Source organism: Planococcus salinus (assembly GCF_003719725.1).
Lineage (GTDB): Bacteria > Bacillota > Bacilli > Bacillales_A > Planococcaceae > Planococcus > Planococcus salinus.
The window spans coordinates 161,382-187,338 of sequence record NZ_RIAX01000005.1 but is presented as its reverse complement, the minus strand read 5'-3'; the positions used below and the strand labels follow the sequence as shown (position 1 = coordinate 187,338).

Annotated in this window: 20 protein-coding genes; 13 read left to right on the top strand and 7 right to left on the bottom strand. The window is 40.3% G+C overall.

Going from position 1 to position 25,957, the window contains the following annotated elements:
• Nucleotides 1-208 precede the first annotated feature (208 nt).
• Nucleotides 209-1,408 (bottom strand): M20 family metallopeptidase, encoded by a 1,200-nt coding sequence (locus tag EEX84_RS09095; protein ID WP_123165317.1) that lies wholly within the window; start codon nt 1,406-1,408, stop codon nt 209-211.
• 354 nt (nt 1,409-1,762) lie between these two features.
• Here EEX84_RS09095 and EEX84_RS09090 point away from each other — a divergent pair, with 354 nt between their 5' ends.
• A complete protein-coding gene (locus EEX84_RS09090) occupies nt 1,763-2,338 on the top strand; it encodes a DUF7713 domain-containing protein (RefSeq protein ID WP_123165316.1) in 576 nt (191 codons plus the stop codon).
• 302 nt (nt 2,339-2,640) lie between these two features.
• Here EEX84_RS09090 and EEX84_RS09085 read toward each other — a convergent pair whose 3' ends face one another.
• From EEX84_RS09085 to EEX84_RS09070, 4 genes are all read right to left on the bottom strand, one after another.
• Nucleotides 2,641-3,195, bottom strand: coding sequence for a PIN domain-containing protein (locus EEX84_RS09085; protein WP_123165315.1), 555 nt, complete (start codon nt 3,193-3,195; stop codon nt 2,641-2,643).
• A complete protein-coding gene (locus tag EEX84_RS09080; protein ID WP_123165314.1) occupies nt 3,179-3,844 on the bottom strand; it encodes a helix-turn-helix domain-containing protein in 666 nt (221 codons plus the stop codon). Before EEX84_RS09080 ends, EEX84_RS09085 begins: the two co-directional genes overlap by 17 nt.
• Nucleotides 3,845-4,174: 330 nt before the next feature.
• A complete protein-coding gene (locus tag EEX84_RS09075; RefSeq protein WP_123165313.1) occupies nt 4,175-6,490 on the bottom strand; it encodes an MMPL family transporter in 2,316 nt (771 codons plus the stop codon).
• Nucleotides 6,491-6,525: 35 nt separating this feature from the next.
• The gene (locus EEX84_RS09070) at nt 6,526-7,137 is read right to left on the bottom strand and encodes a TetR/AcrR family transcriptional regulator (protein ID WP_123165312.1); all 612 of its coding nucleotides are present in this window, start codon (nt 7,135-7,137) and stop codon (nt 6,526-6,528) included.
• Nucleotides 7,138-7,331: 194 nt separating this feature from the next.
• On the opposite strand from EEX84_RS09070, the gene EEX84_RS09065 reads away from it, so the two are divergent.
• The 5 genes from EEX84_RS09065 to EEX84_RS09040 all read left to right on the top strand — a co-directional run bounded on the left by EEX84_RS09065 (nt 7,332) and on the right by EEX84_RS09040 (nt 12,551).
• Complete coding sequence (locus tag EEX84_RS09065; RefSeq protein ID WP_123165311.1) at nt 7,332-7,544, top strand: hypothetical protein; 213 nt, start codon at nt 7,332-7,334, stop codon at nt 7,542-7,544.
• Between the two features lie 326 nt (nt 7,545-7,870).
• Nucleotides 7,871-9,247 carry a hypothetical protein gene (locus tag EEX84_RS09060; protein ID WP_123165310.1) on the top strand — a complete coding sequence of 459 codons (1,377 nt, stop codon included), beginning with the start codon at nt 7,871-7,873 and terminating at the stop codon, nt 9,245-9,247.
• 497 nt (nt 9,248-9,744) lie between these two features.
• The gene (locus EEX84_RS09050; protein WP_123165308.1) at nt 9,745-11,037 is read left to right on the top strand and encodes an S-layer homology domain-containing protein; all 1,293 of its coding nucleotides are present in this window, start codon (nt 9,745-9,747) and stop codon (nt 11,035-11,037) included.
• A gap of 427 nt (nt 11,038-11,464) precedes the next feature.
• Entirely contained in the window at nt 11,465-12,289 is an 825-nt protein-coding gene (locus tag EEX84_RS09045; RefSeq protein ID WP_123165307.1) for a PGN_0703 family putative restriction endonuclease, read from the top strand.
• A 28-nt stretch (nt 12,290-12,317) separates the two neighbouring features.
• Nucleotides 12,318-12,551, top strand: coding sequence for a hypothetical protein (locus EEX84_RS09040; protein WP_123165306.1), 234 nt, complete (start codon nt 12,318-12,320; stop codon nt 12,549-12,551).
• A gap of 399 nt (nt 12,552-12,950) precedes the next feature.
• On the opposite strand, the gene EEX84_RS09035 is transcribed toward EEX84_RS09040, so the two are convergent.
• Both EEX84_RS09035 and EEX84_RS09030 read right to left on the bottom strand, forming a co-directional pair.
• On the bottom strand, nt 12,951-13,541 hold the full coding sequence (locus EEX84_RS09035) for a transposase (RefSeq protein WP_123165305.1): 591 nt from the start codon (nt 13,539-13,541) through the stop codon (nt 12,951-12,953).
• A gap of 6 nt (nt 13,542-13,547) precedes the next feature.
• Nucleotides 13,548-15,098, bottom strand: a complete 1,551-nt coding sequence (locus tag EEX84_RS09030) for a YifB family Mg chelatase-like AAA ATPase (RefSeq protein ID WP_192892942.1) — start codon at nt 15,096-15,098, stop codon at nt 13,548-13,550.
• A gap of 938 nt (nt 15,099-16,036) precedes the next feature.
• Here EEX84_RS09030 and EEX84_RS09025 point away from each other — a divergent pair.
• The 7 genes from EEX84_RS09025 (at nt 16,037) to EEX84_RS08995 (ending at nt 25,744) form a co-directional block, all read left to right on the top strand.
• Nucleotides 16,037-16,459, top strand: a complete 423-nt coding sequence (locus EEX84_RS09025; protein ID WP_123165304.1) for a hypothetical protein — start codon at nt 16,037-16,039, stop codon at nt 16,457-16,459.
• Nucleotides 16,460-16,928: 469 nt separating this feature from the next.
• On the top strand, nt 16,929-17,486 hold the full coding sequence (locus tag EEX84_RS09020) for a hypothetical protein (RefSeq protein WP_123165303.1): 558 nt from the start codon (nt 16,929-16,931) through the stop codon (nt 17,484-17,486).
• The gene (locus EEX84_RS09015) at nt 17,479-18,285 is read left to right on the top strand and encodes a hypothetical protein (RefSeq protein ID WP_123165302.1); all 807 of its coding nucleotides are present in this window, start codon (nt 17,479-17,481) and stop codon (nt 18,283-18,285) included. The genes EEX84_RS09020 and EEX84_RS09015 overlap by 8 nt, the downstream gene beginning before the upstream one ends.
• Before the next feature lie 35 nt (nt 18,286-18,320).
• Nucleotides 18,321-19,430: a DUF2325 domain-containing protein gene (locus EEX84_RS09010; RefSeq protein ID WP_123165301.1), complete on the top strand. Its 1,110-nt coding sequence runs from the start codon at nt 18,321-18,323 to the stop codon at nt 19,428-19,430.
• Nucleotides 19,431-20,731: 1,301 nt separating this feature from the next.
• Entirely contained in the window at nt 20,732-21,004 is a 273-nt protein-coding gene (locus EEX84_RS16590) for a DNA2/NAM7 family helicase (protein WP_192892941.1), read from the top strand.
• Nucleotides 21,005-21,081: 77 nt separating this feature from the next.
• Nucleotides 21,082-23,931: a nuclease-related domain-containing protein gene (locus tag EEX84_RS09000; protein ID WP_123165300.1), complete on the top strand. Its 2,850-nt coding sequence runs from the start codon at nt 21,082-21,084 to the stop codon at nt 23,929-23,931.
• 13 nt (nt 23,932-23,944) lie between these two features.
• Complete coding sequence (locus EEX84_RS08995) at nt 23,945-25,744, top strand: DUF7017 domain-containing protein (RefSeq protein WP_123165299.1); 1,800 nt, start codon at nt 23,945-23,947, stop codon at nt 25,742-25,744.
• Nucleotides 25,745-25,957: the final 213 nt, after the last annotated feature.

The following is a 25,957-nucleotide window of genomic DNA, read 5'->3' as shown; positions in this document are numbered from 1 at the left end:
AAAATGTCTCTTCTGTACTGAAGAGAATCCAATGTAAATAAGAAAATCAGATACTGAAACAGCCGTGTCCAGAAACCCCAAAGGTTTCAGGACACGGCATTCGTCTGTTTATCGCGTAAGTGAAATAGTCATAAAAGTGTCTGACGCAGGGCGTATTATCCAGCTTAATCAGATTGTATTCTTTAAACGGGCAGTAAGACACTCATGTTTATTGGGCTGTATTCACTAGGGGTTCTTCTTTTTTTGCATAGCTTAACGTTGCAGCACCCAAAACTTTCGCTGCCGTCAGCAAGGCACGTTCGTCGATATCAAATTTCGGGTGATGATGCGGAAAAGCTTCATCGGTGTCCGGGTTTTTGGCTCCTGTAAAGAAGAAGGTGCCTTTGACGTTTTGCAGATAGTAAGAGAAATCTTCTCCGCCCATGATTGGTTCCGTTTCTTTCACAGTCTCGACTCCCGGGACAGAAGGGGCCAAAGCCGCAATAAATTCGGTTTCTTCTTTGTGATTGACGGTTGTCGGATAACCACGGGTATAGGTGTATTCATAATCTGCTCCGGAAACCAGACAAGTCCCTTCGATGACACGGTCGATTTCCTTTTCGATAAAGCTGCGGATCTCTTCTTTGAAGGTCCGGACGGTTCCCGACATGACAGCCGTATCCGCAATCACATTATAAGGATTTTTTGCTTCGAAGTTACAGATGGAGACTACGGCGGATTCCAAAGGATCGATTCGTCTGCTGACAATCTGCTGAAGGTTGTTGATCAGCTGGCCACCGATGACAATGCTGTCTTTTGTTTCGTGCGGGTTGGCGCCATGACCGCCTTTACCGATAATCTTAATATCGAATTTGTCAGGAGCAGCTTGCAAAGGACCTGAACGATAAGCGATTTCCCCGAGCGGTATCTGGGCTTGCAAATGGGTTCCGAAAATCACATCGACCCCTTCCAGGCAGCCGTCTTCAATCATGGCGATTGCGCCGCCTGGAGGCAATTCCTCAGCGTGCTGGTGGAGAAATAACACAGTCCCTTCAATTTCAGATTTCATGCTGTTGAGCGCTTTGGCAAGACCTAACAATGTAGCTGTATGTCCGTCATGTCCACAGGCATGCATGACGCCTTCATTTGTGGATTTGAAAGGCACATCCGTCTGTTCCTGAATCGGCAGCGCATCAAAGTCAGCGCGAAGAGCAATTGTCGGACCGGGTTTATCTCCTTTTAAATAAGCAAGCACACCATTGCCGCCTACATGTTCCCGTACCTCATGGCCCAAATTCTTATGGAAATCTGCAATGTATTTTGCCGTTTCCGTTTCTTCAAAAGACAGTTCGGGATATTTATGAAGATAGCGGCGAATCTCAACGATCTCATCAAACAACTCATCTAATTTATTGAATAATTGGTCCATCAAAAACCCTCCTTAAACTAATAACTCAATGTTAACATGATTGCTTTTCATTCACTATAAGATTTTATATAAAATAATGAATATTCAGTCAAACGATTGAATATCTGCTCTCCCGGGAAGCAAGCGCAAATTCCTCCTGAAGAAATCGCTCCCCTGCGCTGAAGCACTAGTGGTCCAACACAGGGGCGAATTGGAAAATGCATGGAAAACAGAAATTCCCCAGGTTGTTGCGCTTTTTATCGTAGATATGGAAAAACTCCCTCCGTTGCGCTTTCTTTCCAACCAGTTGTCATCAGCCGTCTCTTAATCTATGGTTAAGAGAGAAACTTCTAGAAAACGAAAGAGGTGGCAGGGATGGCCAAGTGCCAAGAATGTCAAAAGAACGAAGTGTATATTCATTTCGGCGAAGACCGGCTTTGCTTGGATTGCTTTAATGAGATAATGGCGAACGAACTCGGTGTAGAAGCAGAGAGTTATCCGGAAGGTGTGACGCTCCGCGATGGCAAGGGAGAAGTTCATCATTTCCGGTTGAGGAAACGCCTGGATCCGATGGGAATCGTGATGGAAGCGGAAGAGCAAGCATCTGGTGGCTACCACTTTCAGGTGTTTGGTGATTTGCATGGAGATCAGGGCGAGTTGTTTCTGCAATTGATTTCCAAGGCAGAACGGGGAATGGCCGAAATGTATGTGGAGGCGAGGAAGTTCTCAAATGGTCAATCCAGTCTTTCAATGAAGAAAGACCGTATGGCTGGACGGATTGAATGGAATCCGCTGGATGAAGATGTCCCTGTGCTAGTAGTGGATGGGAAGTCCTACGCGTGGAAAGAAATCGGAAAGATGCTAATGAGCTATGAAGGGTTTCAGGTAAAGCTTGAGATGGTGGATCCTTCGGAAGAGGTCAGATGGAGTGAGAGGGAAGAGAAGGATTGATTGGGAGAAAACGTGCCTTTGAATTGAAAATCATTCAGTTTCTACACGACAACTACATAAGAATCGCCCCCCACTAGCGTTAAAATCACGCCCCTGTGTCAGAAGCGATTCAATTTGTCCCGCTCCCTGGGGAGGATGTAAAAAGAGTGCCTGAAGAATCCGGCTCTTCCAGTGATGGATAGGACTCTGCATGCACTTTTATAGTTAGTCATAAATAGACTTACTTAAAGTTTATATTTGGAACGTTTTAGATTTAATCCACTCTTTAGGCTTTTTGTAAAGATGCATAGAATACTCGTGGGTCAATGCGTTGTATATTTTCCTATCTCAGAAGGAAAACGCTTAATGTTGGAAGTTAGGATTATATCGCAGTTCTCTTGAATTGCTGTTACCCACACATGAACATCGTCCTGATCGAAGTTGGAAAGTGGTTCGGCCATCTCTTGTTTCTTCGCTATGGTTTTAGCGGTGTTATAATCGCATCCGCTTAATTCCACTAACACATCTCCTAACGGCAAATGTTCTCGAATGATCGTTTCTACACTATATCTCCCTAAAACACTGTTAACCGGCAAATGCTCATAATGTTCAAAAATGGGATTGAGAAATTCCTGAAAGAATTCTTCGATGTCATCCGCTCCATACCTCACACGTTTATCCCCTTTACCTAATCCATTGGCTGCATTGCGCACAAATTCAAACAAGCAAACTTTAGAGAAAACAGGTTGATAAAGATTTGGAAAGCGGGCAGCTTGTAAAATTTTACGATTGATACCATCTGTACGCAAAGCTCCGCAAAGAATGGTGGTATCTATAAAAACTTTCGGAATAGCCGGTGAGTCATAAATCGAATTCATCGACTTGCCCTGCTTTCTGATTTTTGGCATCAATTCGTTCGAAAAAGTCTTTCGCTCGTGCATCTTGTTCATCAGTTGTAATAAAGTTACTCTTAGGGATTTTCCAATGGCCGCCATCTGTTTTATAGGCTCCATCAAACTTTCCTTTTTCGCACATTCTCCGAATCGTTTGATCACTCAACCCAATTTTTTTAGCTGCTTCACTTGGCGAATAATAGGAGCTTGTTGTTTTGTGGCGTTTAGAAGACCGCCTGATATAAAAGGGTTTTAAAGTTCTTTTGGCATTACGAGCCACAAGAGAAGCAAGCAGCTTTTTTTGGATGGCTGCAGGATCTTCATCAGTCATTTGACTTACCTTTTCGAAATAATCGATCAGAAGCTCAGAGGCAGTTTCATGATCAGTTTTCTTCAATTGCTGCTTTATTTTCCGTTCCAATTCGTGTAATTCCAACACAGATTGTAAATCAGTTATTTTCAATGAAAGACCGGAAATCGCTGGAGTCGCAAAACCCATTTGCTTCAAAGAACGTTCGACAGTTGTTTTCAATACGGCCTCGGCTTGTTCGCTATTGATAGAAGACAATGTTTCTACGCTGGCCCATAGTTTTTCTTGTTCTTTTTCCTGTTTTTGATCAATAGTAGGAATCATTTTCTCCACCTCCAAGTTTATTTTAATTATACAATTTAAAATCAACAAATTCAACAAAACCAACATAAATTGATAAAACCGGCCCCCTGTGCTAAAAACAATTCCCTTTATTCACAACAAATGCATACCAAAAACGCCGTGTCCAGAAACCCCAAAGGTTTCCAGACACGGCGTTTGTATGTTTATCAGAAAAAGGAAATAGTCATAAAAGTGTCCAACACAGGGGCGAACTGGAAAACTACTGGAACCAGAAGCCAAGAGTGTCCCATCCGGGGTTTACTTTACCCGAAGAAAAAGCTGCCGGAAACATCCCCGGCAGCTCAATCAGAATCATACAGGATTCTGTTCTGTATTCTTCACTCTAATCTTTTCTTCTTTATCCAGTTCCTGCAACAGTTTCTCTCCTTCGATGTCCAGGTCCGGCAACAGCTTGTCGAGCCATTTTGGCAGCCACCAGATTTTGTCGCCGAACATCGCCATGACGGCCGGAACGAAAATCATGCGGATCAGGAAAGCATCCACGAGAATACCGAATGCCAGGGCGAAACCGATTTGCTTGATCATGATGTCATCAGTGAAGATGAACCCCGAGAATACGGAGACCATGATCAAGGCTGCAGCGACGACCACTTTGCTTGCAGTCTTATAGCCGCTGACGATGGCGTGATCGCCTTTTTCACCGTGGATATAGGCTTCACGCATGGACGACACGAGGAATACCTGGTAATCCATCGCAAGGCCATAGAGGATACCGGTCACCATGATCGGGATGAAGCTCAGTAATGGACCGCCTGTATCAATTCCGAATAAGGAACCGAGCCAGCCCCATTGGAATACGGCCGTTGTCGCGCCGAATGTTGCCATGATGCTCAACAGGAAGCCGGCGGTTGCTTTGATCGGGATCAGAATCGAGCGGAACACTACCAGTAAAATCAGAAGTGACAATACGACGATGATCGCGATATAGATTGGGAACACTTCGGCCAATTTCTCCGAGATGTCGATATTGATCGCAGTCATGCCGGTCACGCCGATTTCAGCGTTCGTGTTTTCGGTGGTCGCCGCGTCTGTACGTAAGTTCTCCACCAATTCTTTTGTCGCTTCATCCGTCGGTCCGTTTTCCGGAATGATCGAGATGATCGCGATGGTTCCGTCTTCATTGAATCCGCCTGGAGAAACTTCCGCTATGCCGTCAAGCTGTGAGATATTGGACAGCAGCTGGAAATATTCCTCTGGATTGACAGCCTCTGCGTCTTTATCTTTTGCGACGACGAGGAGCGGTCCGTTGAAGCCTTCACCGAAACTGTCAGAGATGATGTCATAACTTTGTCTCGTCGGTGTGTCTTTATTGGCGCTGGCGCCGGACGGCATGCCCAGATTCATCTGCGCGACCGGAACAGCGAGTGTACCGAGAACCGCGATGACGAGCAGGACTGCGACCCATTTGGCTTTCAGGAGGCCTGTAATCCATCCTTGTGCAAAGCTTGGTTTGGAAGCAGTTGCAGCTTGTTGTTTATTTCTGGTTTTATCCGAAACGATGCGTTCGCCGATCAGCCCGAGTAATGCAGGCAGGAGCGTCAATGCGACAAGAACGTCGATCAAAACGGTCAACGCAGCGACGAGCGCCATGCTGCTCAGGAACCCAATCCCGATGACCAGTAAACCACTTAATGCGATGATGACCGTCAGGCCGGCAAAGAACACCGCGCTGCCTGCTGTGCCGGTTGCACGGGCCGCTGCTTCTTTGGCCGGCAGTTTCTGTGCAATGATCAGATTGCGCTGGCGGTTGACGATGAACAGCGCATAGTCGATTCCGACTGCTAACCCGATCATCAGGGCAAGCACTGGCGTCAGAGAGTTGATCTCGAAGATATTCGACAAGGCGAATGTTCCGCCGACACCGACACCGACGCCGATCATGGCGACAACGAGCGGGAGACCTGCCGCGATAAGCGAACCGAGTGTGACAACGAGAATAATACCAGCGATTGCCAGGCCGATGATTTCATGCGTACCGCCAATCGGGATATCGACACCTTGCAGCGTGCCTGTCGGGATAACGGTGATGGAAGAGCCGTCTTCAGCGATTGCGGCTGCATCAGCAAGTTCTTCGCGTTCGCCTTCACTCAGATCTTCCGCTGTTTTGGTGAGTTGAAACTGAAATAATGCGACGGTGCCGTCTTCCGAAATCTGGACACCGGGAACCGGCATATCCTGGATGACGAACGGACGGTGGGCCACTTCAGGCGTCTGCAGCTGGCTCAGCATGCCTTGTATTTCCTGCATTTGGGCCATTGCTTCGGCGTCTTGCATCATATCCATCGGATTCACGACGTGATCCAATTCATAAATCTCGTTCACGGCCATTGCAAGGGCCTGCGCGTTTGCAGGGGCGTCAATGGCTTCTCCTTCAGCTGCTTCAAAAAGATAGCTTCCCTGACCACCGGAAGCCGCGGGATATTCTTCCGCCAATTCGTCCAGCACGTCCTGTGCGGCAGTTCCGTCAATTCTTGTTTCACTGCTTGTGCTTACGCCATTCGTTACGATGGCGGTGATAATAACACCTAAAATGAGCAGCCATCCGGCAATGAAAAGCCAGGGCTTGCTGTATGCTGTTTTTCCTATGCTGTAAAAAAATCTCGACACGTGCGCAACTCCGTTCTCTGTTTGTTTTAATTCGTTCAGCTGAATCCTTTTCGTAAATGGGCAAAAACGGTATCCATATACTGATTGAACTCATTGCTGTTTTCGATCTGTTCTTCATCATCCGGCAAATTCACGTCGAAGCTTTCATCGAGAACCGGAAGAATCGCCCCGAACACCGCGCCAATCAGAATATGATAATATTCCGGCGGATAATCGCTGCCGTATTCTTCACTGATGCCGCGTCCGGCAAAATCCTGCATTTCCTTCAGCGCGCCGGTCACATACAGCCTGAGCGTCGGATGCTCCCGGGACAACGAAATAAGCTGGTTCAGCCGCTTCAGTTTGTTGATCGTAAAGCTTCGCCGAATAAAAACTTCAATGGTACTTAAAGGTGTATGATCTTTCGGAGAAAATTCGAATTGGTCAACCGGCTGCAGATATTCATCCAGACCCAGCGAATTCGCAATCGCCTCTTCCTTGCAGGAAAAATAATTGGCGAATGTCCGCCGTGAATAGCCGGCCTTCGTTACAATGTCTTCCACCACAAAACTATCAACACCGCGTTCGACAGCGAGTTCAAAGGCAGCTTCGGCCAATGCTTTCCGCGTTGCCAATTTCTTTTTATCCCGCAAACTGCTTTCTGTCATTTCTTCACCTCATTTAAGATACGTTAAAGTTATATCACGAAATTGCACAAAGAGCAATGTTTCTCATTGTGCAATTTCGTGACTTTGTTCAAACAGTCATGATTTAGTCAAAAAATAGAGGCAAAAAAGGATTTAAATAGTAAGAGCTACATACCTTTACATATTGTTAAAAGTTTTCAAGAAGGATGAAGTGGGTGAGCGTTGGTGGGGAATTAGAAGTTAATGGAAATAGAGCAAAAACAGCAATAGAGGGAAATCAATCCATTTATATTTCTTTCAAACGCGACCAACTTCTTGGAATCCGCATTTTATTTAACACAACAAAAAAGAAAAGGCTCTGGACCCTAAGGTGGGCAGAGCGCGATCATGTACTATATATTATCTCTCTTCAAGAAGATGCTTATTGAAACAAAATTTGAGAAATAAGATTAAGACTTCAAAATCAAAAATATCGGGAGGTGACCTTTTACTGCCTCACCCAAAACCGGATAACAAAAAGAATTCGTAGGCGATATCAGTTTTATAGCTGGAGCTTATGTCGAAGACAACTAAATTATTTGAGAAAAAGGCAGATTCAGCTGTATTGAAGTAATTTTATCTGAATTTTCAGTAAATAAATAGTATTAATATATGAGCAGTGCTAAAATAATGATATACATAGTAGCTAAATCATGTGCCGAATTAAAAGTTATCGTTTCTTTTTAGAGTTATTTGCTAAAATAGGAGGATTCTTATGGCCAGATTTAAGTTTTTTTCGAAGTTTAACCAAAAAGGAGGAAAAGACAGAACTTCAACGGAGTCAACTTCCCCACTAAAATCAACAAAAAGAATGAAGCATGAAAACTTAACAGTTCAAGTTAAAGGCATGCCCTCCAAAAAATATGATGGAAAAAATCAATTAAGAAAAAGACGAAGAGAAGAGCTGATTAATGTATCAAGATGGTATAAGATTATCAGAATGTGCTTATTCATTTCAGGGGTGATTAGTCTACTATTTTCTATATTTCTTTTTGATTTTGATTTTAGGAATTTTGGTAGCGCAAGCACGTTTAGAGAGCTATTCCGAAATCCTGTCTTTACCCGAATACTCATTATAATATTGGGAGTTTCGATGGTTTCCTTATCTTTTGTTCCTTTAGGAAAGGTATATCGAATTGTACGTCAAGACATTGATCATGAGTTAGAAATGTTAGATATAGAAGATTATTACAAAGAAGCACAAGATTTATCTTCACAGGATTTAACTGAAAAAGAAGCGCTTCGACAGAGAGAATATTTCTTAAAATGCAGAAGAAAAGAACTTATTAAATTTGCTCGTTGGCATCGATGGCTTAGGAGAACTTTAATGGCCTTGGGGGTATTCAGTCTTTTATTTTCTATCTTTGTTTTCGATCTTTCTATTAGTAATGGACCGTTCGCATCTCCAAGTGGACTATTTCAAAATCCTAGAATAACAAGAATTTTAATTTTTCTATTTGGTGTATCCATGCTTTTATTATCTATGGTTCCATTACGAAATGCATTTCAAGGGGAACGCCAGGCTATCGATCATGAATTGGAAATGATCAGAATAGGAGTTTATTCGATAGAAGCAAGGGCGGAAACGTTGTTCAAGCAACATCATTTAGAACTAAAAAGGTATTATGACGAAGCCCTTAGTGAAAACTCTTGGTTGTATAAAATAGGTGTGGTTTGTTTAGCTCTCGGTTTTTTTATTATTGGTGTCACATTTTACTTTTTCTATATTGGAAGATTTGAAGTAGAATCTCAAATCATTATAGCTATTCTAGGAGGTGTAAGTGCAATTGCCACGGATTTAGTAGCCGCTATCTATATTAAGATGCATGCTGAAACCATCAAGACTTTAACCCAATTCCACAATCGATTTGTAAATACACATCATTTCTATTTCGGCAATTTTTTAATTTCAAAAATAAAAAATGAGGACAAAAGAGACGATGCAATAGTGAAATTAGCTATGAGTATAATTAGGGAAGGTGAACTAGAACCAAACCAAGAGGCAGGTGGAGAGTCAGATACAGAGAACAAGAAGAAAGCTGCAGATACAGAGAACAAGAAGAAAGCTGCAGATACAGAAGTGGAAAAATAGGCAAATCACTTTCTAATATTAAGGATTGTAGTCATTTCCGATTTTCCTCTACGGATGGATGGTACAACTAATTATGCAATCGCGTCCCTTTGCTGAAAGTGATTCAGTTTATACATGCTAATTGCTTGCTAAAAATGCCGTGTCCAGAAAGCCAAAAGGCTTCCAGACACGGCGGTTGCGTGTTTTTCGGAAAAAGGAAATAGCCGTAAAATGTCCAACGTAGGAACAAATTGAAAACTTCTGATAAAGGAGAAGTTTTCTTTGTTGCCGAGCCTTTATGTTATTGACATGCGATTTCGTGGTATCTCCTTAACGTTCCCCGGAGTAGTAAAGCCGGAATTAAAGGATGATGGACAAATTTCTAGTTTGTACGTACAGGATAATTTAAACATAGTTAATTTAAATTATTTAAAAATTTTAATATTTAAGAATTTTGCATGTAATTTTTCCTAGTATTATGATACCATGAAACTTACAAAATATTAGGAGGAATGTAAATGAACTTTTGTACCAACCAATTGATTAAAAAGGTTTTTTTATCATCAGTATTATTAGCATTCTTGTTTTCTTCTATCTCTGTTACTGCCGCAAATACAAATTTTACGGACGTTTCAGACCGCTACTTAGAATCCGTTGAATATTTATCAGAAAATGGACTGGCGAACGGAATTTCAAAGACACAGTTTGGTGTAGGAAAACAGATTAAACGTGGGGACGCGGCAATTATTCTGGCGAATGCGTTGGAACTGTCAGAAGATGCACCTGGGTCCGGATTTATTGATGTTCCTGATCGTGGTGTCAAAGCGATTAATGCGTTGAAGCACGCGGGAGTGATCAACGGAAAAAGCGCCAGCAATTTTGGCTTTAATGATAATTTGAAAAGAGGCGAAATTGCGTTGATGTTGACAAAAGCATCGGCCTATAATTTGCAGGGAGATGTCAAAAACTTAACGTTCACAGATGTGAATAATCGTTATCAAAAGGCAGTGGCAGCTTTGGTCAATCACAAAGTGACCAGTGGGAAAACACTCACCCGTTTTGGAACAGACGACTTGATTACACGAGGAGAATATGCCGTTTTTATTTATCGAGCGGAAATGATTGATGAAGGCATTCCTTTCGAAACGGGAGTACCGAGCGCATTAGAAATATTTAAACTTATACAGCAAGCTGAACAGAATGCAACCGACTCTTTTGGCGATGCTTTTGTAGAAACTTATGAAGGTTATGCATTTAACAAATCTTTTCAGGATATAACTGAAGGATTAGATACTCATTACACAAAGGATTTTATTTCGAACGAATTGAAGGGTGTGTATGACAATCCGATTTTAATTCTTGAAACCTTATATGCATTTCCTTTCACGGAAATTCCAACTGATAAATACTATATAGAAGAATCTAATGAAAAAATTGAAGTATACTACGAAGGTGTTTTTTATGAAGAGCCAACTGTTTATCATTATACACTTGTGCTCGAAGATAATTTATGGAAAATTGATTTACAAGAGTCTTTTCTTACCCCTGAAGAAGCGGAACTTGCAGTAAGAATGGTGGAAGAAATTTATAGTGAAAGTGTATATGTGGAAACCAGTCTTGGTATGGAAGAAAAATTCGACGATTACATTAATACAATACTTAATGGCAATGAATATTCAATTCAAGTATATGTATTAAATGAATATTCCACTGGCACTCTAGGTTGGTATACCGTCGATCCTCGTTCAAGTGTTGTGTCTAGATACGAAGTAACTACAAACGAATATATTGAAATTGGCACTCCATACTGAGGCAAGCACAACAAGATCTGAATAAATACAAATACATTTAAACTATAAGTCTCGTTGCAGTTTAAAGCAAAGCAGGGCTGTAATAAAAGCTGTTAAATTTACGCAACAAAGTTATATGGAGAAACGCCGTGTCGAGGAAACCTAAAGGTTTCCAGGCACGGCGTTCGTATTTCAGTAAAAAAGTATTCTTAAAATCTTTAGAAACCACAACGCTTTGAAAAGGGTCAAGATTCTGGAAATGTAGCAAGTAATTAATGATAGGGAGAAAAATAACGAAAGCTGACTGTAATTCGACAACACAACCTTACTTTTAAATAATCTGAATTTTCTATACAATTTAAATTCAGCATGGTAAAATTTATTTGAAGAACAAGAAACCTTTTTGGTAAGACAAATAAAGAATTTTCTATAACAAGGAGGCGATTGGTTGACGTTCGAACAAGCAATGAAAATTCATTTATCGGATTATAAAATGACGAAGTTGGCTCTAACCCATCCTGAAAAATGGAGAGGAAAAGACAAGGATTATCATTATATCCTTCCTGCCAGTCAGTGGGAATTAAATTTTCTAAGTAGTTACAGGACGGAGATCGTTAAGTACATCACCGAAGAAAAAGTAAAGCTCCATCAATACTTTCACCACCTGAATTCTTCACAGGCAGTCTGCTTCAATTTTTTCTATCCGCTCATTGCAGAAGGCCAGTTGCCTTTATTGCTTAAGGCATTGCAGTTGTCAGGTGAGGAAGTTGAAGCGTATAAGTTTGAGAAAAATATGCCTGGAAAGGAAAGGACGAACTTTGACTTTTATCTGAAATTGAAATCCGGCAAAGAAGTGCTTTTTGAAGTTAAATACACGGAAAACGGTTTTGGTAAAGCTACTGACAGCGAGAGATATCAAAAGCAGTATCGCAATGTCTATCGGCAAATGCTCGCTGGTAAAATTCAGTCGGGAGTATCGGAATATCATGCATTAATAAAGAATTATCAATTGCTTCGAAACATTGCTTACGTAGATTCCGGAGGCGAAAAACAATTGATATTGATCGGTCCAAAAAACAATAAAAAGCTCCATAAGGAATACGAGAATGCGATGCGAGATATTATCACGCCAGAATTGCGAAAAAGTATTCAAATGATTACATGGGAATCGCTGGTGGAGCGGGTAAAAATCCAATTGATGTCTAATGTGAATATGCACGGCAAACTGGCTGATCATTATCAGGAGTTCCAAGAGAAATATTTTCCGGTATAGTATATGTCTTGTCTGGAGGAGGAAGAGGATGGGCAAACGGATAGCGGTAAGATATATGGTATTGCAGGGGATAGAAAACGGCATAGGTGGGTTCTACGAGTATGCGGATGATTCCAGATGCGTAAAACCGAATAAACCCTATGGAAAAGATGGCGTATGTCATACTCTGACAAGATTCGCAGCCATTTTTCCCGTGATTCCGCCAAGTCTCATCGCTCCATCAATCGCTGCAAAAATTCCGTTCCGTTTATCTTCAACATAAGTGTCTTCATTTTTTATACTGCTGCCTTACAGGCAAGCTTCTTCAATTGATTGCTTCGTACTTGATAGACAAAATTCTTCGAGGCTTTTAAGAAAGTTATTAAAGTCGATCAATCTTAGTGCTGATATTAAAGAAAGAGTCAAGGAGTAAAGCAATCAAAGCGCAGTCACTTCTAAAACTAAAACTAGAAAATCGCGCCCCTGTGTCAGAAACAATTCAATCTATACACAAAAAGATGCATGCCGAAAACGCCGTGTCCAGGAACCACAAGGGTTCCCAGGCACGACGTTCGTATGTTTATCGTGAAAGTGAAATAGTCATAAAAGTGTCTGACACAGGGGCGAATTGGGAGCAGCTGGGAAACAGCTGCAAATCCTCAACCAGTCCCAGCCACACCCCTCACTCATCCGCCACCAACCCATCCTCTTCCGCAAACTGCCGGTACGTCAGGCAGTACATCGCATATGCCGCATTCGTCTGATCGAACGGCTCCGGCAGCAAGCCCCGAAGCAGCTCCCGATCCAAAAACGACGGAGCGGGGAGAACGTCGTCCCAATACAGCGGGAACGAACTGTACGGATACTGCTCCAATCGCTCGACCATCGGCTGTTTCGTCTCGATCGGGTTGCGGTGGATGTAGCTGCTGACGGTCAGCAAGCCCATCCGCGACTCGACTTCTTTGGCAAAATAGCGTTTCTGGTAAATGCGTCCGATGTGGCCGTGGCGTTTGCTGTAGGACTGGCTGTAGCGCCGGTTGACCAGGGACATGATCTTATGGAGAGGATCGTTTACCGGCTTGATCAGGATGTGGTAGTGATTGGTCATGAAACACCACGCCAGCACGGTGAACGGGTAATCCTGATGGACATGCAGAAAGGCGCGTTTCAGTTCGAACATGTCTTCTTTCGACCCGAAAATCGGCTGGCGGTTGTTGCCGCGCATGATGACGTGGTAATAGGAAGCCGGGTTGAATTCACGACGGCGTGTCATGAGAACTCACCGCATCAACGCACTGTGCGCCTGTGACGCGCTGATTTTCCATCGCAACGCTTCCTCCACCGCCGCATCGGACACCGTTTCGTCGCCGAGTACATCGGCAATCGTCCGGGCGAGGCGCAAAATCTTCAACGTCGACCGGCTGCTCAACTTCTCCTGGTTGCTGACGGTCTCAATCCGTTCGAGCTGGTTTTTGCTGAACTCCACTTTTTCTTCGAACAGTTTGACCGGTGCGATGGCGTTCGTGTAATTGCCGCCGTAGCGGAGACGCTGCCGGTCGCGGGCACGTGTTACGGTTTGCCGCAGTTCTTCAGATGTATCCGCTGTTTTCTGTTCAAGCACACTTTGGTTTTTCATGGCCAGCACAAAATCCACACGGTCGATGATCGGGCCGGTGATTTTGTTCATATACTTCAGCCGCACCTTATCACCGCACACGCAGTACTTCTCGTGAGAACCGTAATAGCCGCATGGACACGGGTTGGTCGCGGCAATCAAATTGATGGTCGCCGGAAACCGGTCGGATCCTTCCACGCGATTGACGACCGCAAAGCCGCTCTCGAGCGGCTGACGCAGCGTATCAACGACGCGGCGCGGAAAATGACCGAGTTCATCGAGAAACAAGACCCCGCGGTGCGCCAGCGACATTTCGCCTGGCTTGGGGTAACGGCCGCCGCCCACGATGGCGCCTTCCGATGACGAATGATGGGGCGAACGGAACGGCGGACGCTCCGACAACGACCGGGCCTGTTTCGCCAGCTGATAAATGCTGTACACTTCGAGCATTTCATCATGCGTCAAATCCGGCAAAATGGTATGGAACGCATTCGCCAGCAAGCTCTTGCCGCAGCCCGGCGGACCGCTCATCAGCACGTGATGGCCGCCAGCCGCTGCCAGCAGCAGCGCGCGTTTGGCTTCCGCATGGCCACGGATGACCGAAAAACAGACATGGGGGATTTTTTCGGTTTCTTCCAGGATGGGTTCTGTTGGAATCAAGGTCAATTCGTTTTCGAAAAGGGAAGTTTTGCCTTGTAAATGGGAAAGTAAAGAGGGCATGTCCGGCATACGGATCAACTCGACATCCGCAGCTTGTGCAAAAAGGGAAATTTCAATCGGTGGAATATAAATTCGTTTAAAGCCCAGCAAAATGGCTTGGTGGATCGTCGGAATCATACTGTGGAATGTTGTCAGCTGGCCACTCAGCGTGAGAGCTGCGATAAAGCAGGTCTTTTCCGGAATCTTCACCGGCTGTTTCGCCATCGCCTGCAGGACCGCGAGCAGCATCGCCGCATCATACGACGTGCCTTGCTTCCGTACATCCGCCGGTGATAAATGGATGGTGATTTTCTTCATATCGATGTCCTGATCGAGTGCATGCAGGCAATTCAAAATTCGCTCTTTCGATTCTTTAATCGACGCGTCCGGCAAACCGATGATGACGCATTGCTCCTTATCCTCCCGCACCGTCGCCTCCACTTGAATCACTTGCCCGGCCAGACCGGTCATTCCGACACTGTAAATGTAATTGCTTATGGGAATCCCTTCCTTCATTTGGATTTGGCTTTCCATTTTATTTTAATGGAAGGAAGTCGAGATGTCGAAATGTTCTTTAATTTAAATTGTTAGAGTATCTCGTCTGAAAAACTATAAAACTTTCGAAACTACTTTGATAAAAGAGAACCGCGATTTTATAACGTGTGAGCATGTGGTATGAGACGAAATATTGGCTGGCTACCCGTTCAGGTGGGTGAAGCTAGCGGGGGACCTGGTTCAAAAAATTTGAACGAAAATTTTATTCTGCAGGCAGGTCTGTTGAAGCCAGTCATCATGTTCTGAACCATCGGGAATTTTCAGTTTAATCGATAGCAACCATCGTGCTGCTAAAGCCAGACGTTTTGACGTAAAGGAGCAGCGGACTTATTATCTGACCGAAGAACAGCATCGGCAGTTTTTTACTTTCAGGAAAGCGGACCCAATGTATGTGTATTACTAGAATGAAAAAGCTGAAGGTGACAAGGAAAGACAGAGGCCGGTGGGGCGTGGTCGGGGCAGTTAGGATTTGAGGAACTTTAACGATTTGTTTTGTAAAGATGACTTATCGTGATTGCTTACAGGAGCAAAAAACAGCCATCCTCTTTGGAATCAATAGATTCTGTTATTTCATAGGAGATATAAGATTAAACTCTATGAAAATTTTTAAAATGCTTTGAAGATATTTAGAAATCGGCAGGATGCAATTTTCCTCACCGAGATAATGAAGCATTTATTTTTTCATATTATTTAATAAAAAGATGTTAATATACTCAAGCTTTGATATAATACTGAAAATATAGAATCAATTAAGTTTAATTTTCTAAGTCATTTCTATTTAATAAGCACATTAAAACTTTTTTTCATCTTGAAAAAGGGGTAAGTGTGCTTACTAATGGAAATGGCTTTTTTGTGTTTTCAAAAGTCTATTGTCCACGTTTCAAAAGGGGTGGTTAAAATTGGCTGATTGGATGGAAAACATGTTGATTGTACGAGGGGGAAGAGGAGCACTTGAGAAGTGGAACAGAGTACTTTTAAAAGGAGATGAGAAAGTAGGAAAGCTATCTTTCGAAAAGTTAATGCCACTGCCAGAAGATGAATCAGATTGGTATCGCTGGTGTATGGAAAACTGGGGAGCGAAATGGGACACTGCACCATACGGGGAGGCAGAAAAAATAGAACGAGGTTATCTTTATGCTTTCCTGACTCCATGGGTGGCGCCAATTCCATTGATTGAGAAACTAACAGAGATCCACAAAGGTTTGGATTTTGAACCCTATATATCTATCCATATTCAGAAGGAGGTGATGTCTTCTATAGTGGAGGATGCCTGCCTTTCATCCACTTGGAATTGGACAGTTCAAACCAACTTGAACTTTTAACAAAGTTTTAGCTGATCCATTTGGAAAATATAAAAAAGTATTTTCTATGTTTAGATAGAAAGAATTTGAACCAACCAAACTTCTCTCATCAAATTAAGTATATTTATTCCATAAAAGTGTAATAAAAAGTAAATTTAATGATATTATAATATTAATAAATATTTTAATAGAATTTTCGAATTATATTAGAACAACTATCAATAATAAAAGTGATCTTTGAAAACTACATAGAAATTGTTCTTAAATCAAAGTTACATCTTGAACTTATTTTGGAGGAAAACTACCTTCAAGGTTGAAAGGGAGCTTATTTGTAAAATGCATTTAAGTCTTGCTTGACGGTTATAGTACTTCACTACTTTCATTTTTTTCTAAGTAAAAGTGCGGAAATTATATAAGAATTATTATTTATTAATCTAATCGTTACAAGGGTAATTCCACGTATAAAAAGTTTAGAAAGGAGGAAAGGGAAATGAAACAAGATAATCATGGGAAAGTATTTCAAAAGTACAAAACTCAATTAGCAAAAGAGTTCTTTGAAATCGAGGAGAACGATCAACTAACGGATGATCAAAAAGTGAATAAGATGATTACCAATACCTCTGTCATTTGTGCTGCAGTCGCAGTTCAGCCGATTCCTTTTGCTGACATATTTATTTTAACGCCAATCCAGGCTTTTATGGGCTACAAGATTGGACTAATACGGAAAGTGGATTTAAAAGAAGAAGGTAGTATGGAGGTTTTGAAATATGTAGGTGGAGTGGTTGGTGCCGGCTACGCGGCTCAACAGACCGCTCTTGGTCTGTACAAGATTGGACTTCCGGGTATTGGCGGTCTGATGGCGATTCCGCTAGTGGGTGGTTTGACATTTGGCATAGGGAAAGCTATGGATTTGTATTTTCGAAAAGCCGCTAACGGTGAAGTGGCCAGCAAAGAAGAAATGCTTTCGGCCTTCCATGAAGGAAAGAAGAAGGAAAACCAAATCAGTCGACATGACGTTAAAAAGAAAGTGAACCAATTGAATGAATAAAATTAAAAAAGTTGTCAAAAAAAATTGGGATGAAATAAGCATAGCCTATGCACTGGGTGATTTTTATGCGAACGGGCAAAACATAAGTATGGATGAGCACGGCTATATAATCGAAGCACTTCGACGCAGTAATGGCGATTTGAAAGATGCGGATCTCACAGAGCTGCATACGTATGTCAGTTCGCTGGATGAGGATCAGTTGCTGGGGCTTATTTCCAATGTCAAAGGCATTGCCCACGAACTTCATTTTGTGGAAGTAGAGAACTCCGATGGCGATTCAATTAACGCCTACGTATTTGAGGACACAAACCACGCAAAGTATGATGTCGTTCTTCAGGATGAAAACGGTCCAATCGAGTCATTACAACTTAAAGCAACGGATTCTGAAGCTTATGCCCAAAATGCAATAGATGCAGTGGGGAGTGAGCAAGTTGTCCTGACTGAGGAGCTGGCGGAAAAAATGGGAGTTCAGACTTCAGGTATTTCCAATGAGCAATTAACCGCTGATGTTGAAAGTGTCGTCGATAAGCTTTTGAAAAATACGAATCTATGGGGTTACTTGCCATATCTCTCTGCATGGTCAATCGCTTTGATTTCAGCTTCCCTTACAAAGCGCTACCTCAAAAAGGAAATCGAGAAAACAACTTACTGGCGATTGATGACAGTTTATTGCGGAGCGAAAGCAACGAAAATTACAATTATCTTAGCTGCACTATCGATCCCAGGGGTAAACGTTGTTGCTGGAGCTTTATTATTGATGAAAGTAATGTTTAGTACGAAAAAGATTTATGATAACTGAGGGAATAATTACTGAATTATGAAGGAGCTGAGTATATGTATAGAGAGTTCTATGACTTTTTAAAAGAGGATAATAAAATTTATGCAGATCAGCTAAAAATTGAAGATTCCCCTTTAAAATATGAAATCATTTTAACCCAGCAGAAAATTTTACAATTACTGAGCGTTCTTGATAGAAGTATTACTGAAATTGAAAAGAGTACAAAAAACAAAGTTAAAAAAAGCACTCAGAAAGTACAAGATACAGTTGAAAAGAGTGAAGTAGAGATAAAAGAGAAGCTGCCAGAGTTCTCGGAAATAACTGATCGAAAAGTCAATTTGCCTAATTTATACGAGTTTAAAAGAGGAATAATAGGAGGGACAATCCCGGAATTAAACGCATTTGTATCTGAGGAGACCGTTCGTCAGCAAGAACTTCACCATGGAGATTTAGCGGTTGCTTATACCTACATGAAAAACGGGAAAAAAGAGTTTGCTTTTTTGTTGGAAGAAAGACGTTTCACGGGAGAAAAAGAATGCCGGATACAATTCGATCAATGTATTGTTGAAGAAATAGCGTCTGAGTTGGTTTGTCGTTCAAATAGAAATGGACAACTAAAAATTGAGGAAAGCTTCTATAGTCCGATAATTTCTATTCAAGACAAGCATGAATTTAATCTTCAAGTTGGAGACATTGTTGATTTAGCAGTTTGTAAAAAGAATCCATCTAAGCCTAAAGTGATTTGGAAATATGAAAAAGCAGTAGTTAAAAAAGATAAACGACCAAATGATATAAACACCTCTAAGAAAAGGAAGCGAAAAAGTAAAAAAGAAAGGATTGCTAAATCTTTGCCTCTAACTCTCTTAGGAAAGAAAATATTAATTGTTTCTTTTGAACATGATCGATCTAGATATGAGCGAGAGATTCAAAAGAGAGGAGGAGAGCTTTTAATGGGCGATGCTAATGACACAGCAGAACGTCTAAAAAACTTAGTGAAGAAATCTGACTTGGTCATTCCTATTATAACCAATAGTTCTCACCACGCTGTAGAAACTGTCGTCGAAGAGGCGAAAGCTTTACGGGTTCCTTTTGTTCCCTCAACAAGTAAAGGAATTACAAGAAATATAGCGCTAGCAGAGCAAGTGGTAATGAAAATTTATAATTAAATATATTCGTAAACCTTTTGTACGCCCTTTATTGAATGTTTAGAAACGGATAGTGAATACCAGAGATAGTTTTACCAATAACGCACCAGAGGTTTATTATAAAATCTGAAAACTGTCAAAACAATTCAATTTATACACAAAAGATGCATGCCGAAAACGCCGTGTACAAGAACCACAAGGGTTTCTGGACACGGCGTTTGTATGGTTATCAGAAAAAGTAAATATTTTTAAAAGTTTCCAACACAGGGTAAAATGGGAAAGTTACTGGAAACAACAGCGACCAACTCCAAGCCGGTCGCTATCAACCAACAGCTAGAAATTCCAAACCAGCCCCCACGGCGGTATTAGTTTCTATTTTGGTTTTCGCAGCTTGTAATAATGCTGTTGAAAACAATATTTTAGGAAGTTGGATAGTGATAATGGGGGATAGAGTAACATTGTATATGGAAATAAACGAAGAAAGGTATACCGTAAGACGAGACTCGGATGATCCTGCTACTGCCGAATATATTGACAGAAACACAAGATGACGGCTTCATATTGGAAGCGATTGATCCGGAGACCGGGAAAAGCTGAATTTAAATGATCAAGATCATATTCGATACCTTAAAAACATGTGAAATATTATTCACTTGTTGACTCCAGTTGTTAGTACAACGTTTGCCAGCTTCTCATCGTTATATCGAGGGATAGATAAGAACTTTATTCAGTACTTTTTTATTTGTTTATTGATGAAGCTGGACAGACAAGCCCACAAGAAGCGGCAGGTGCGTTGTGGAAATTACAAAAAGCGATTATCATTGGAGATCCGATTCAAATTGAGCCAGTGGTCACAATCGACAAGACAATTTTGACTGATATTCGTAAAAATTATCAATAAGAAGAAGACTTTATCGGCCTTACGGCTTCAGTTCAAAGCTTGGCAGATCGGGCGAACGACTTTGGCACATGGAAAATGAGGGAGGATTGGATTGGCACGCCTCTATGGGTTCACCGCCGTTGCCTTGATCCAATGTTCTCAATCGCCAATGAAATTGCTTATGAAGGAAAGATAGTATTGGCTAATAAGAAAACAGGGAAAGTCGCCTGGTAAGACTGTAAAGGGGTAGCGGTTGTTGTCAGTATGTGAGAGAACAGGGCGAGTTAATTGCCGACATTATTGCTAATCATTGGCTTTCAAAGGGTGGTGAACCGAATGTCTTCGTGATTACGCCATTTACAGCAGTAAAAAAAGGCTTAAAGTCGGCTGTCGGCAAAAAGTTGGAATCTATGCAAATTGAAAAGCATAAAATCAGGCATGGATGAATAAATCTATTGGTACCGCCCACTCATTTCAAGAAAAAGAAGCTGCAATTGTTTATTTTGTAGCTGGAACAGAAGCCAGTAGTGACGCCGCTGCCCAATGGTCTTGTTCCAAACCTAATTTACTGAATGTTGCTGTAATTCGGGCGAAAAAAGAATTTTCTATCGTTGCAGACTATAAGCGGTTTTCCAAGAAAGCTTATTATGAAACTATTAAAGAACATGTAAAAGTAGACCAAATATGTATCAGCACTGAGCAAGCCATTTTATGATAAACACCATCAGTAATCATTTCTAAAAAGATAGCTAAAAAGGAATTTATATTAAAGGAAGCTAGAGGGGGACAAAAATGTTAGAAGTTCATAAGGGGAAGTCTTTGAAATCGTATGAAAATGATTTTTTTAGAAAGATATCTAGAGAATTGGCAAAGGTTTTTGAACAAAGACACTGGGATGGTATTTTGATTGGAATGCCAAAGTGTGTTACTCGGGAAGAGTTACAGATTGATTGTTTGTTAATTACTGCGAACCAAATAATTATAATTGATTTTAAAGATTATAATGGAACACTCCAGTTGCCTTCTGAGGAGGAGTTTAAATATGGAAAATGGATGCTCAACAATGGCGTAGTTGTCAGAGGAGGAAGTTCGCCAAACCCGTATAGTCAACTCATGAAACAGCGCATAAAGTTGATTGAGGAAATTAGTGGTCGTATGTATAATTTCGATCGCAAATCGGTAACAACTCTAGTCTGTTTTCATAACAAAGTAGAAGTTTTAGGTGAAGTCCCTGGGAAGCTTCAAGTCAACTTCTCAATCGTTGATCAGCACAATTACCTAAATAAAATTGTAGATATTATTGATGTGGTAGAAAACAACAAAGTGAACTTTTTGAAGGGCAATGAGAGAGAGATTTTTACAAAGACACTCTTTACAGCAGAAGAATATCAATTTGATTATCATGCTGAACCTATGTTGAGCACGCCATTTCTGCAAGTACAGTCTAGAAATCAGGATTCTATTCAGCAAATTCAGGAGTTTCTTCTTTCTGATAGCAGAGTAATGACTTTAACCGGTAATACGGGAAGCGGCAAGACAGCATTAATTCCTAATATTAGAGAATTAGCTTTTGATTTAAATTTCAATGATGTTCCCATTTTTGCATACTCTAATCGCTTGAGAAGAAAAATGTTAAAAAACCACCCAGAACTTGAAGAAGTGGAGTCACTATTTAATACGGTGTTTGATTTTAAGAACGAAACAATAGACGAGTCTTATAAAAAAGTTATCCCAGTGAAAGTGCACGATGAAATTCACGATCAAGACAAGGCGTTATATATTATTGATGAGAGTCAACTCATTACGAATACTAATTTTGACTCGGATTTGATTCAATTCGGATCTGGTCATTTACTGGATGACATTATAAGTTATATCGATTTAAATTCAAATCCAAATCGAAAAATACTTTTTATTGGAGATAAAAATAAGCTTAATTACGGATCGAAAACTGAGAACGCACTAAATCTAACGTACCTAAAAGGAATGCTAGAAAATAAAGGGGTTCTTTCGGAAGTGAAAGATGTGGAGTTAAAAAATCAAATTGGCGATTCTGAGATTATTAAAGTATGTAATGAGATCGCGGAGAAAATAACCAAAGATCAATATAATGAATTAATTATAAAGACTCGAAAGAATATAATGCTTTGCAGTAAGGACGACCGAATTGAAGCGTTGACGAAGGCCTATTCAGATCCACAAAATAGTAAGATACTAGTTTTCTCAAATGAACAAGCACAAAAAGTAAATCATTGGATAAAAATGAATTTGGTTAAAAATGCGTCTCATATCGATACGAATGACTATATCATTTTCAATTCAACAATTCATGCTTATGAAGCAAATATGGGCAACAAAGAGGTGTCGTCAGTTACTAATAGAGAACTGGATTTCCCTTTAAATGTATCAAAAAGGGTGGATAATGGTTTTTTTGGTGAGGTTATTAATGTAAAACACGATCGAATCATCGAAAAACAAATACTGGTAAATAACGAAAAAGTAACCCTGCGCTTTATCCCTTGTCATATAAAGTTGCAGGATGAAACTCTAATTGAAACTCTTGTATTCGAAAATTATTTGAACATGTCAAAAAATGAGTTAAGCAAAAATGAGATTATTGCATATCAAATGGTTTTGAAAAAATATGAGGATGAAGTGCTTGGTGAGGAGCCTTTTGAAAGAAGTCCAGAGTATAGAGAAATGATGGATCATCCATCTGAATATACTGTGGTTAACAAAAACGAAAAAGAACTTTACAGAGACCAAAAAAACAAAAATAAATTAACTAGATTCGAAAAAGCTTATAAAAGGCGAGTACTTGAAAAATTAAAAGTACCAACGAGTGAATATTTTAAGATTTTAAATGCTTGCAGAGTTAAATATGGATGGGCAATGACAGTGAATAAGGCGATGGCTTATTCATTTGAAACGGTTTTCTTTATTACTAGCCAAGAGGAGAATCGTGGCAGAACGAATAGGGAATATTTTAAATGGATTTATACCGGAATATCGAGTGGTTTAAGTAATGTCTATCTTATAAACTGGAAGCCGATTTCTCCGTTTCTAAAAACTGAGTTTAGAGAAACAGCATCTGTAAAAAAGAGTAATAAACGCAATGCCATTTTAACTCTTTCAAATAGTGGCACGGCCTCTCTAGAAATAAAGAGTTTTTTAGAAAATAAACTTGCAAAAATAGCAACCATTTCAACCATAGCAACGAGGAATTATTTGGAAATTGTTACTTTAGAGATGAAAGGTCGAAGTATTGAATTATTCTTCGATTATAATGGCAAAGGTGAAGTGAAAACTCCAAGGTTGAAGTTGGGCGATGAAAAAGACTACACGACGGTGTTAGGTTTGTTGAGCCCAGCTGCAAAGGACTTTGTGAATGAGACGGAAACTATAAAATCATTTCTAATAAGATTTAATGAAATACTAGAGGGTCATCATGTTCAAATGAAAATCTTAGATCAACAGGAATGGAATATGCTTGTGAGTTTTACTAATGAAGTAAGTAATGTTGATATCCACTTTTGGTATAACAGCGTTGGAATGATATCAACATTTAGTTATGCCGATGGAAGCAAAGAATTTTTCCAGGAAATTGTCGGATTAATAAAAGAAATTTACATAGTTGAATAAGGGGGATACAAAGATGTACACCAAAAAAAACTTAAACAATGATTTGTATCAAATATGTACCAAGTTCTATGTGAAATATAAATTATTAAGTGATTTCTTATATCATCGGATAGATCAAGATGAGTTTGTGGAAATGTTAGAAGACACCGGCAAAGAAGATACCGAGATAGATGAAATCTTAATCGAAACAGAAAAATTATTTAAAAAAGTCCATGAAAATGGGGGGGAACTCGATTTAGATCCAATTGAACAAGCAAAGAAATTGAGAGCAAAAGGTGAATCAGCAAAAGCTCTAAATACAATTGTCCCTTATCTTAAAGAAAATACGAGTGATAAAGATGCCATACTTACTTTTGGTTGGATTATGTATGATTTTCTAAAAGAAGCGGAAAAAGAGATTGAGGATTATATAAAACGGCTCACTTATTTTAATGATCATGCCGCTATACCTTATGATACATTGTCGGGGGATAAATATATTCGAACATTGACTGATTCATATTTATGGTCAATTCGAAGAGTGATTGTGCAAGGAGAAGGATTCGCTGATAAAGTACTTCCGCAGCTCTTAAGATTTATTGGGAGAAAAAGTATTTTTATTGAAAACAGGAATTTGAATGTGACTAGTAAACCTTCAGCTTCCAGGTTCCTGATTAAGGAATTCCTAGGGAGACTGAATGGGACAAGTTATCTTGAGTTTATGGATACGATCGGATTTGATTGGTTTGCTAAGGAAGATTTCCAAAAGACTATTTTTAAAAACGATGAAGGTGAAGAGATAGAAATTAGACCATTAGCAGAAGAAGTCCTTAGTTCTTATGCGAAGAAATTAATATCACTAGACACTGCGGTGACAACAGAGCAAAGAATAAATTTATTTATAGAAGTACTGGATCTTCAAATACAAAAAAACCCTTCTTTTGATTGGCTTCCTTATCATAAAGTGAAGTTACTAATGAAAGTTAATAGACGAGAAGAAGCATTTGAGACATTAATTCCTTTTGCAAGAACTAAAAACAGGGAGTTTTGGATTTGGGGATTAATCAGTGAATTAGTAAATGACGATAAAGAAAGATTTTATTGCTTATGTGCAGGGCTACTTTGTAAATCGAAACCGGAGATGACAGTTGGACTCCAAGAGAAGATTGTTCCTATTTTAGTTGAAAAGAGAATGTTTTCAAATGCCAAATTCGAATTGGATAAATTAATTTCTAATCGAATGGCGACCAAGGGGAAAATACCGCAGCAACTTGAAAGATGGAAAGAGGAAAGCTGGTATAGCGAGACAAAAGCAGTTAAAAGCAGAGAGAACCTAAAAGAGTTCGCTAAGAAAGCTGAGAACATTTTATATCAAACACTTCCGTTTACGGATATTTTTGTTACATATAATAATGAAGCGAAAAACGTAATCCATTTTGCATATTTTAGTCCGACTTTAAAAGAGGGATACTTTTACGCAGGCGCTTTTGAAAATTCTAATGACTGGGAAGCTGATAAAGTTTTAAAAGTCAAAATGTTAGCAGACGAAAAGAGAGAGGGTTTATTTAACGTTTATGATATTTCACTAGGTAATAAAGAATTTTCATTAAATTTCATTAAAAATAGTAAAGGTTATGTTAATAAATTTGATATAAAGCCCTTTGCCTTTGTAAATGATATATTCATTTCTCCCAAATTGGTTGAACAAAATCAACTTAAAAACTACGACCAAATTGAATACATCTGCAAAAGAAGATTCAATAGAAAAAAGAATACCTGGGGATGGGCGGTTGAAGAAATCGTTTCTATTATAAGGGATGAAGACCTGGGCTAAATCGCGCCCCTGTGCTGAAGACAATTCCATTTATTCAAAATAATTGTATGCCAAAAACGCCGTGTCCAGGAACCTTAATGGTTTCCAGACACGGCGTTTGTATGTTTATCAGAAAAAGGAAATAGTCATAAAAGTGTCCAACACAGGGGCGAATTGGAAAATGCTTGGAAACAGCAGCCAAGAGTGTTCCAATCGGGGTTTTGCTTTACCCAA

Bases quoted from the DNA above. Each gene is read 5' to 3' on its own strand.
- EEX84_RS09095 (WP_123165317.1), bottom strand. From the start codon at position 1,408: ATGGACCAATTATTCAATAAATTAGATGAGTTGTTTGATGAGATCGTT.
- EEX84_RS09090 (WP_123165316.1), top strand. From the start codon at position 1,763: ATGGCCAAGTGCCAAGAATGTCAAAAGAACGAAGTGTATATTCATTTC.
- EEX84_RS09085 (WP_123165315.1), bottom strand. From the start codon at position 3,195: ATGAATTCGATTTATGACTCACCGGCTATTCCGAAAGTTTTTATAGAT.
- EEX84_RS09080 (WP_123165314.1), bottom strand. From the start codon at position 3,844: ATGATTCCTACTATTGATCAAAAACAGGAAAAAGAACAAGAAAAACTA.
- EEX84_RS09070 (WP_123165312.1), bottom strand. From the start codon at position 7,137: ATGACAGAAAGCAGTTTGCGGGATAAAAAGAAATTGGCAACGCGGAAA.
- EEX84_RS09060 (WP_123165310.1), top strand. From the start codon at position 7,871: ATGGCCAGATTTAAGTTTTTTTCGAAGTTTAACCAAAAAGGAGGAAAA.
- EEX84_RS09050 (WP_123165308.1), top strand. From the start codon at position 9,745: ATGAACTTTTGTACCAACCAATTGATTAAAAAGGTTTTTTTATCATCA.
- EEX84_RS09040 (WP_123165306.1), top strand. From the start codon at position 12,318: ATGGGCAAACGGATAGCGGTAAGATATATGGTATTGCAGGGGATAGAA.
- EEX84_RS09035 (WP_123165305.1), bottom strand. From the start codon at position 13,541: ATGACACGCCGTCGTGAATTCAACCCGGCTTCCTATTACCACGTCATC.
- EEX84_RS09030 (WP_192892942.1), bottom strand. From the start codon at position 15,098: ATGAAGGAAGGGATTCCCATAAGCAATTACATTTACAGTGTCGGAATG.
- EEX84_RS09020 (WP_123165303.1), top strand. From the start codon at position 16,929: ATGAAACAAGATAATCATGGGAAAGTATTTCAAAAGTACAAAACTCAA.
- EEX84_RS09015 (WP_123165302.1), top strand. From the start codon at position 17,479: ATGAATAAAATTAAAAAAGTTGTCAAAAAAAATTGGGATGAAATAAGC.
- EEX84_RS09010 (WP_123165301.1), top strand. From the start codon at position 18,321: ATGTATAGAGAGTTCTATGACTTTTTAAAAGAGGATAATAAAATTTAT.
- EEX84_RS16590 (WP_192892941.1), top strand. From the start codon at position 20,732: ATGAATAAATCTATTGGTACCGCCCACTCATTTCAAGAAAAAGAAGCT.
- EEX84_RS09000 (WP_123165300.1), top strand. From the start codon at position 21,082: ATGTTAGAAGTTCATAAGGGGAAGTCTTTGAAATCGTATGAAAATGAT.
- EEX84_RS08995 (WP_123165299.1), top strand. From the start codon at position 23,945: ATGTACACCAAAAAAAACTTAAACAATGATTTGTATCAAATATGTACC.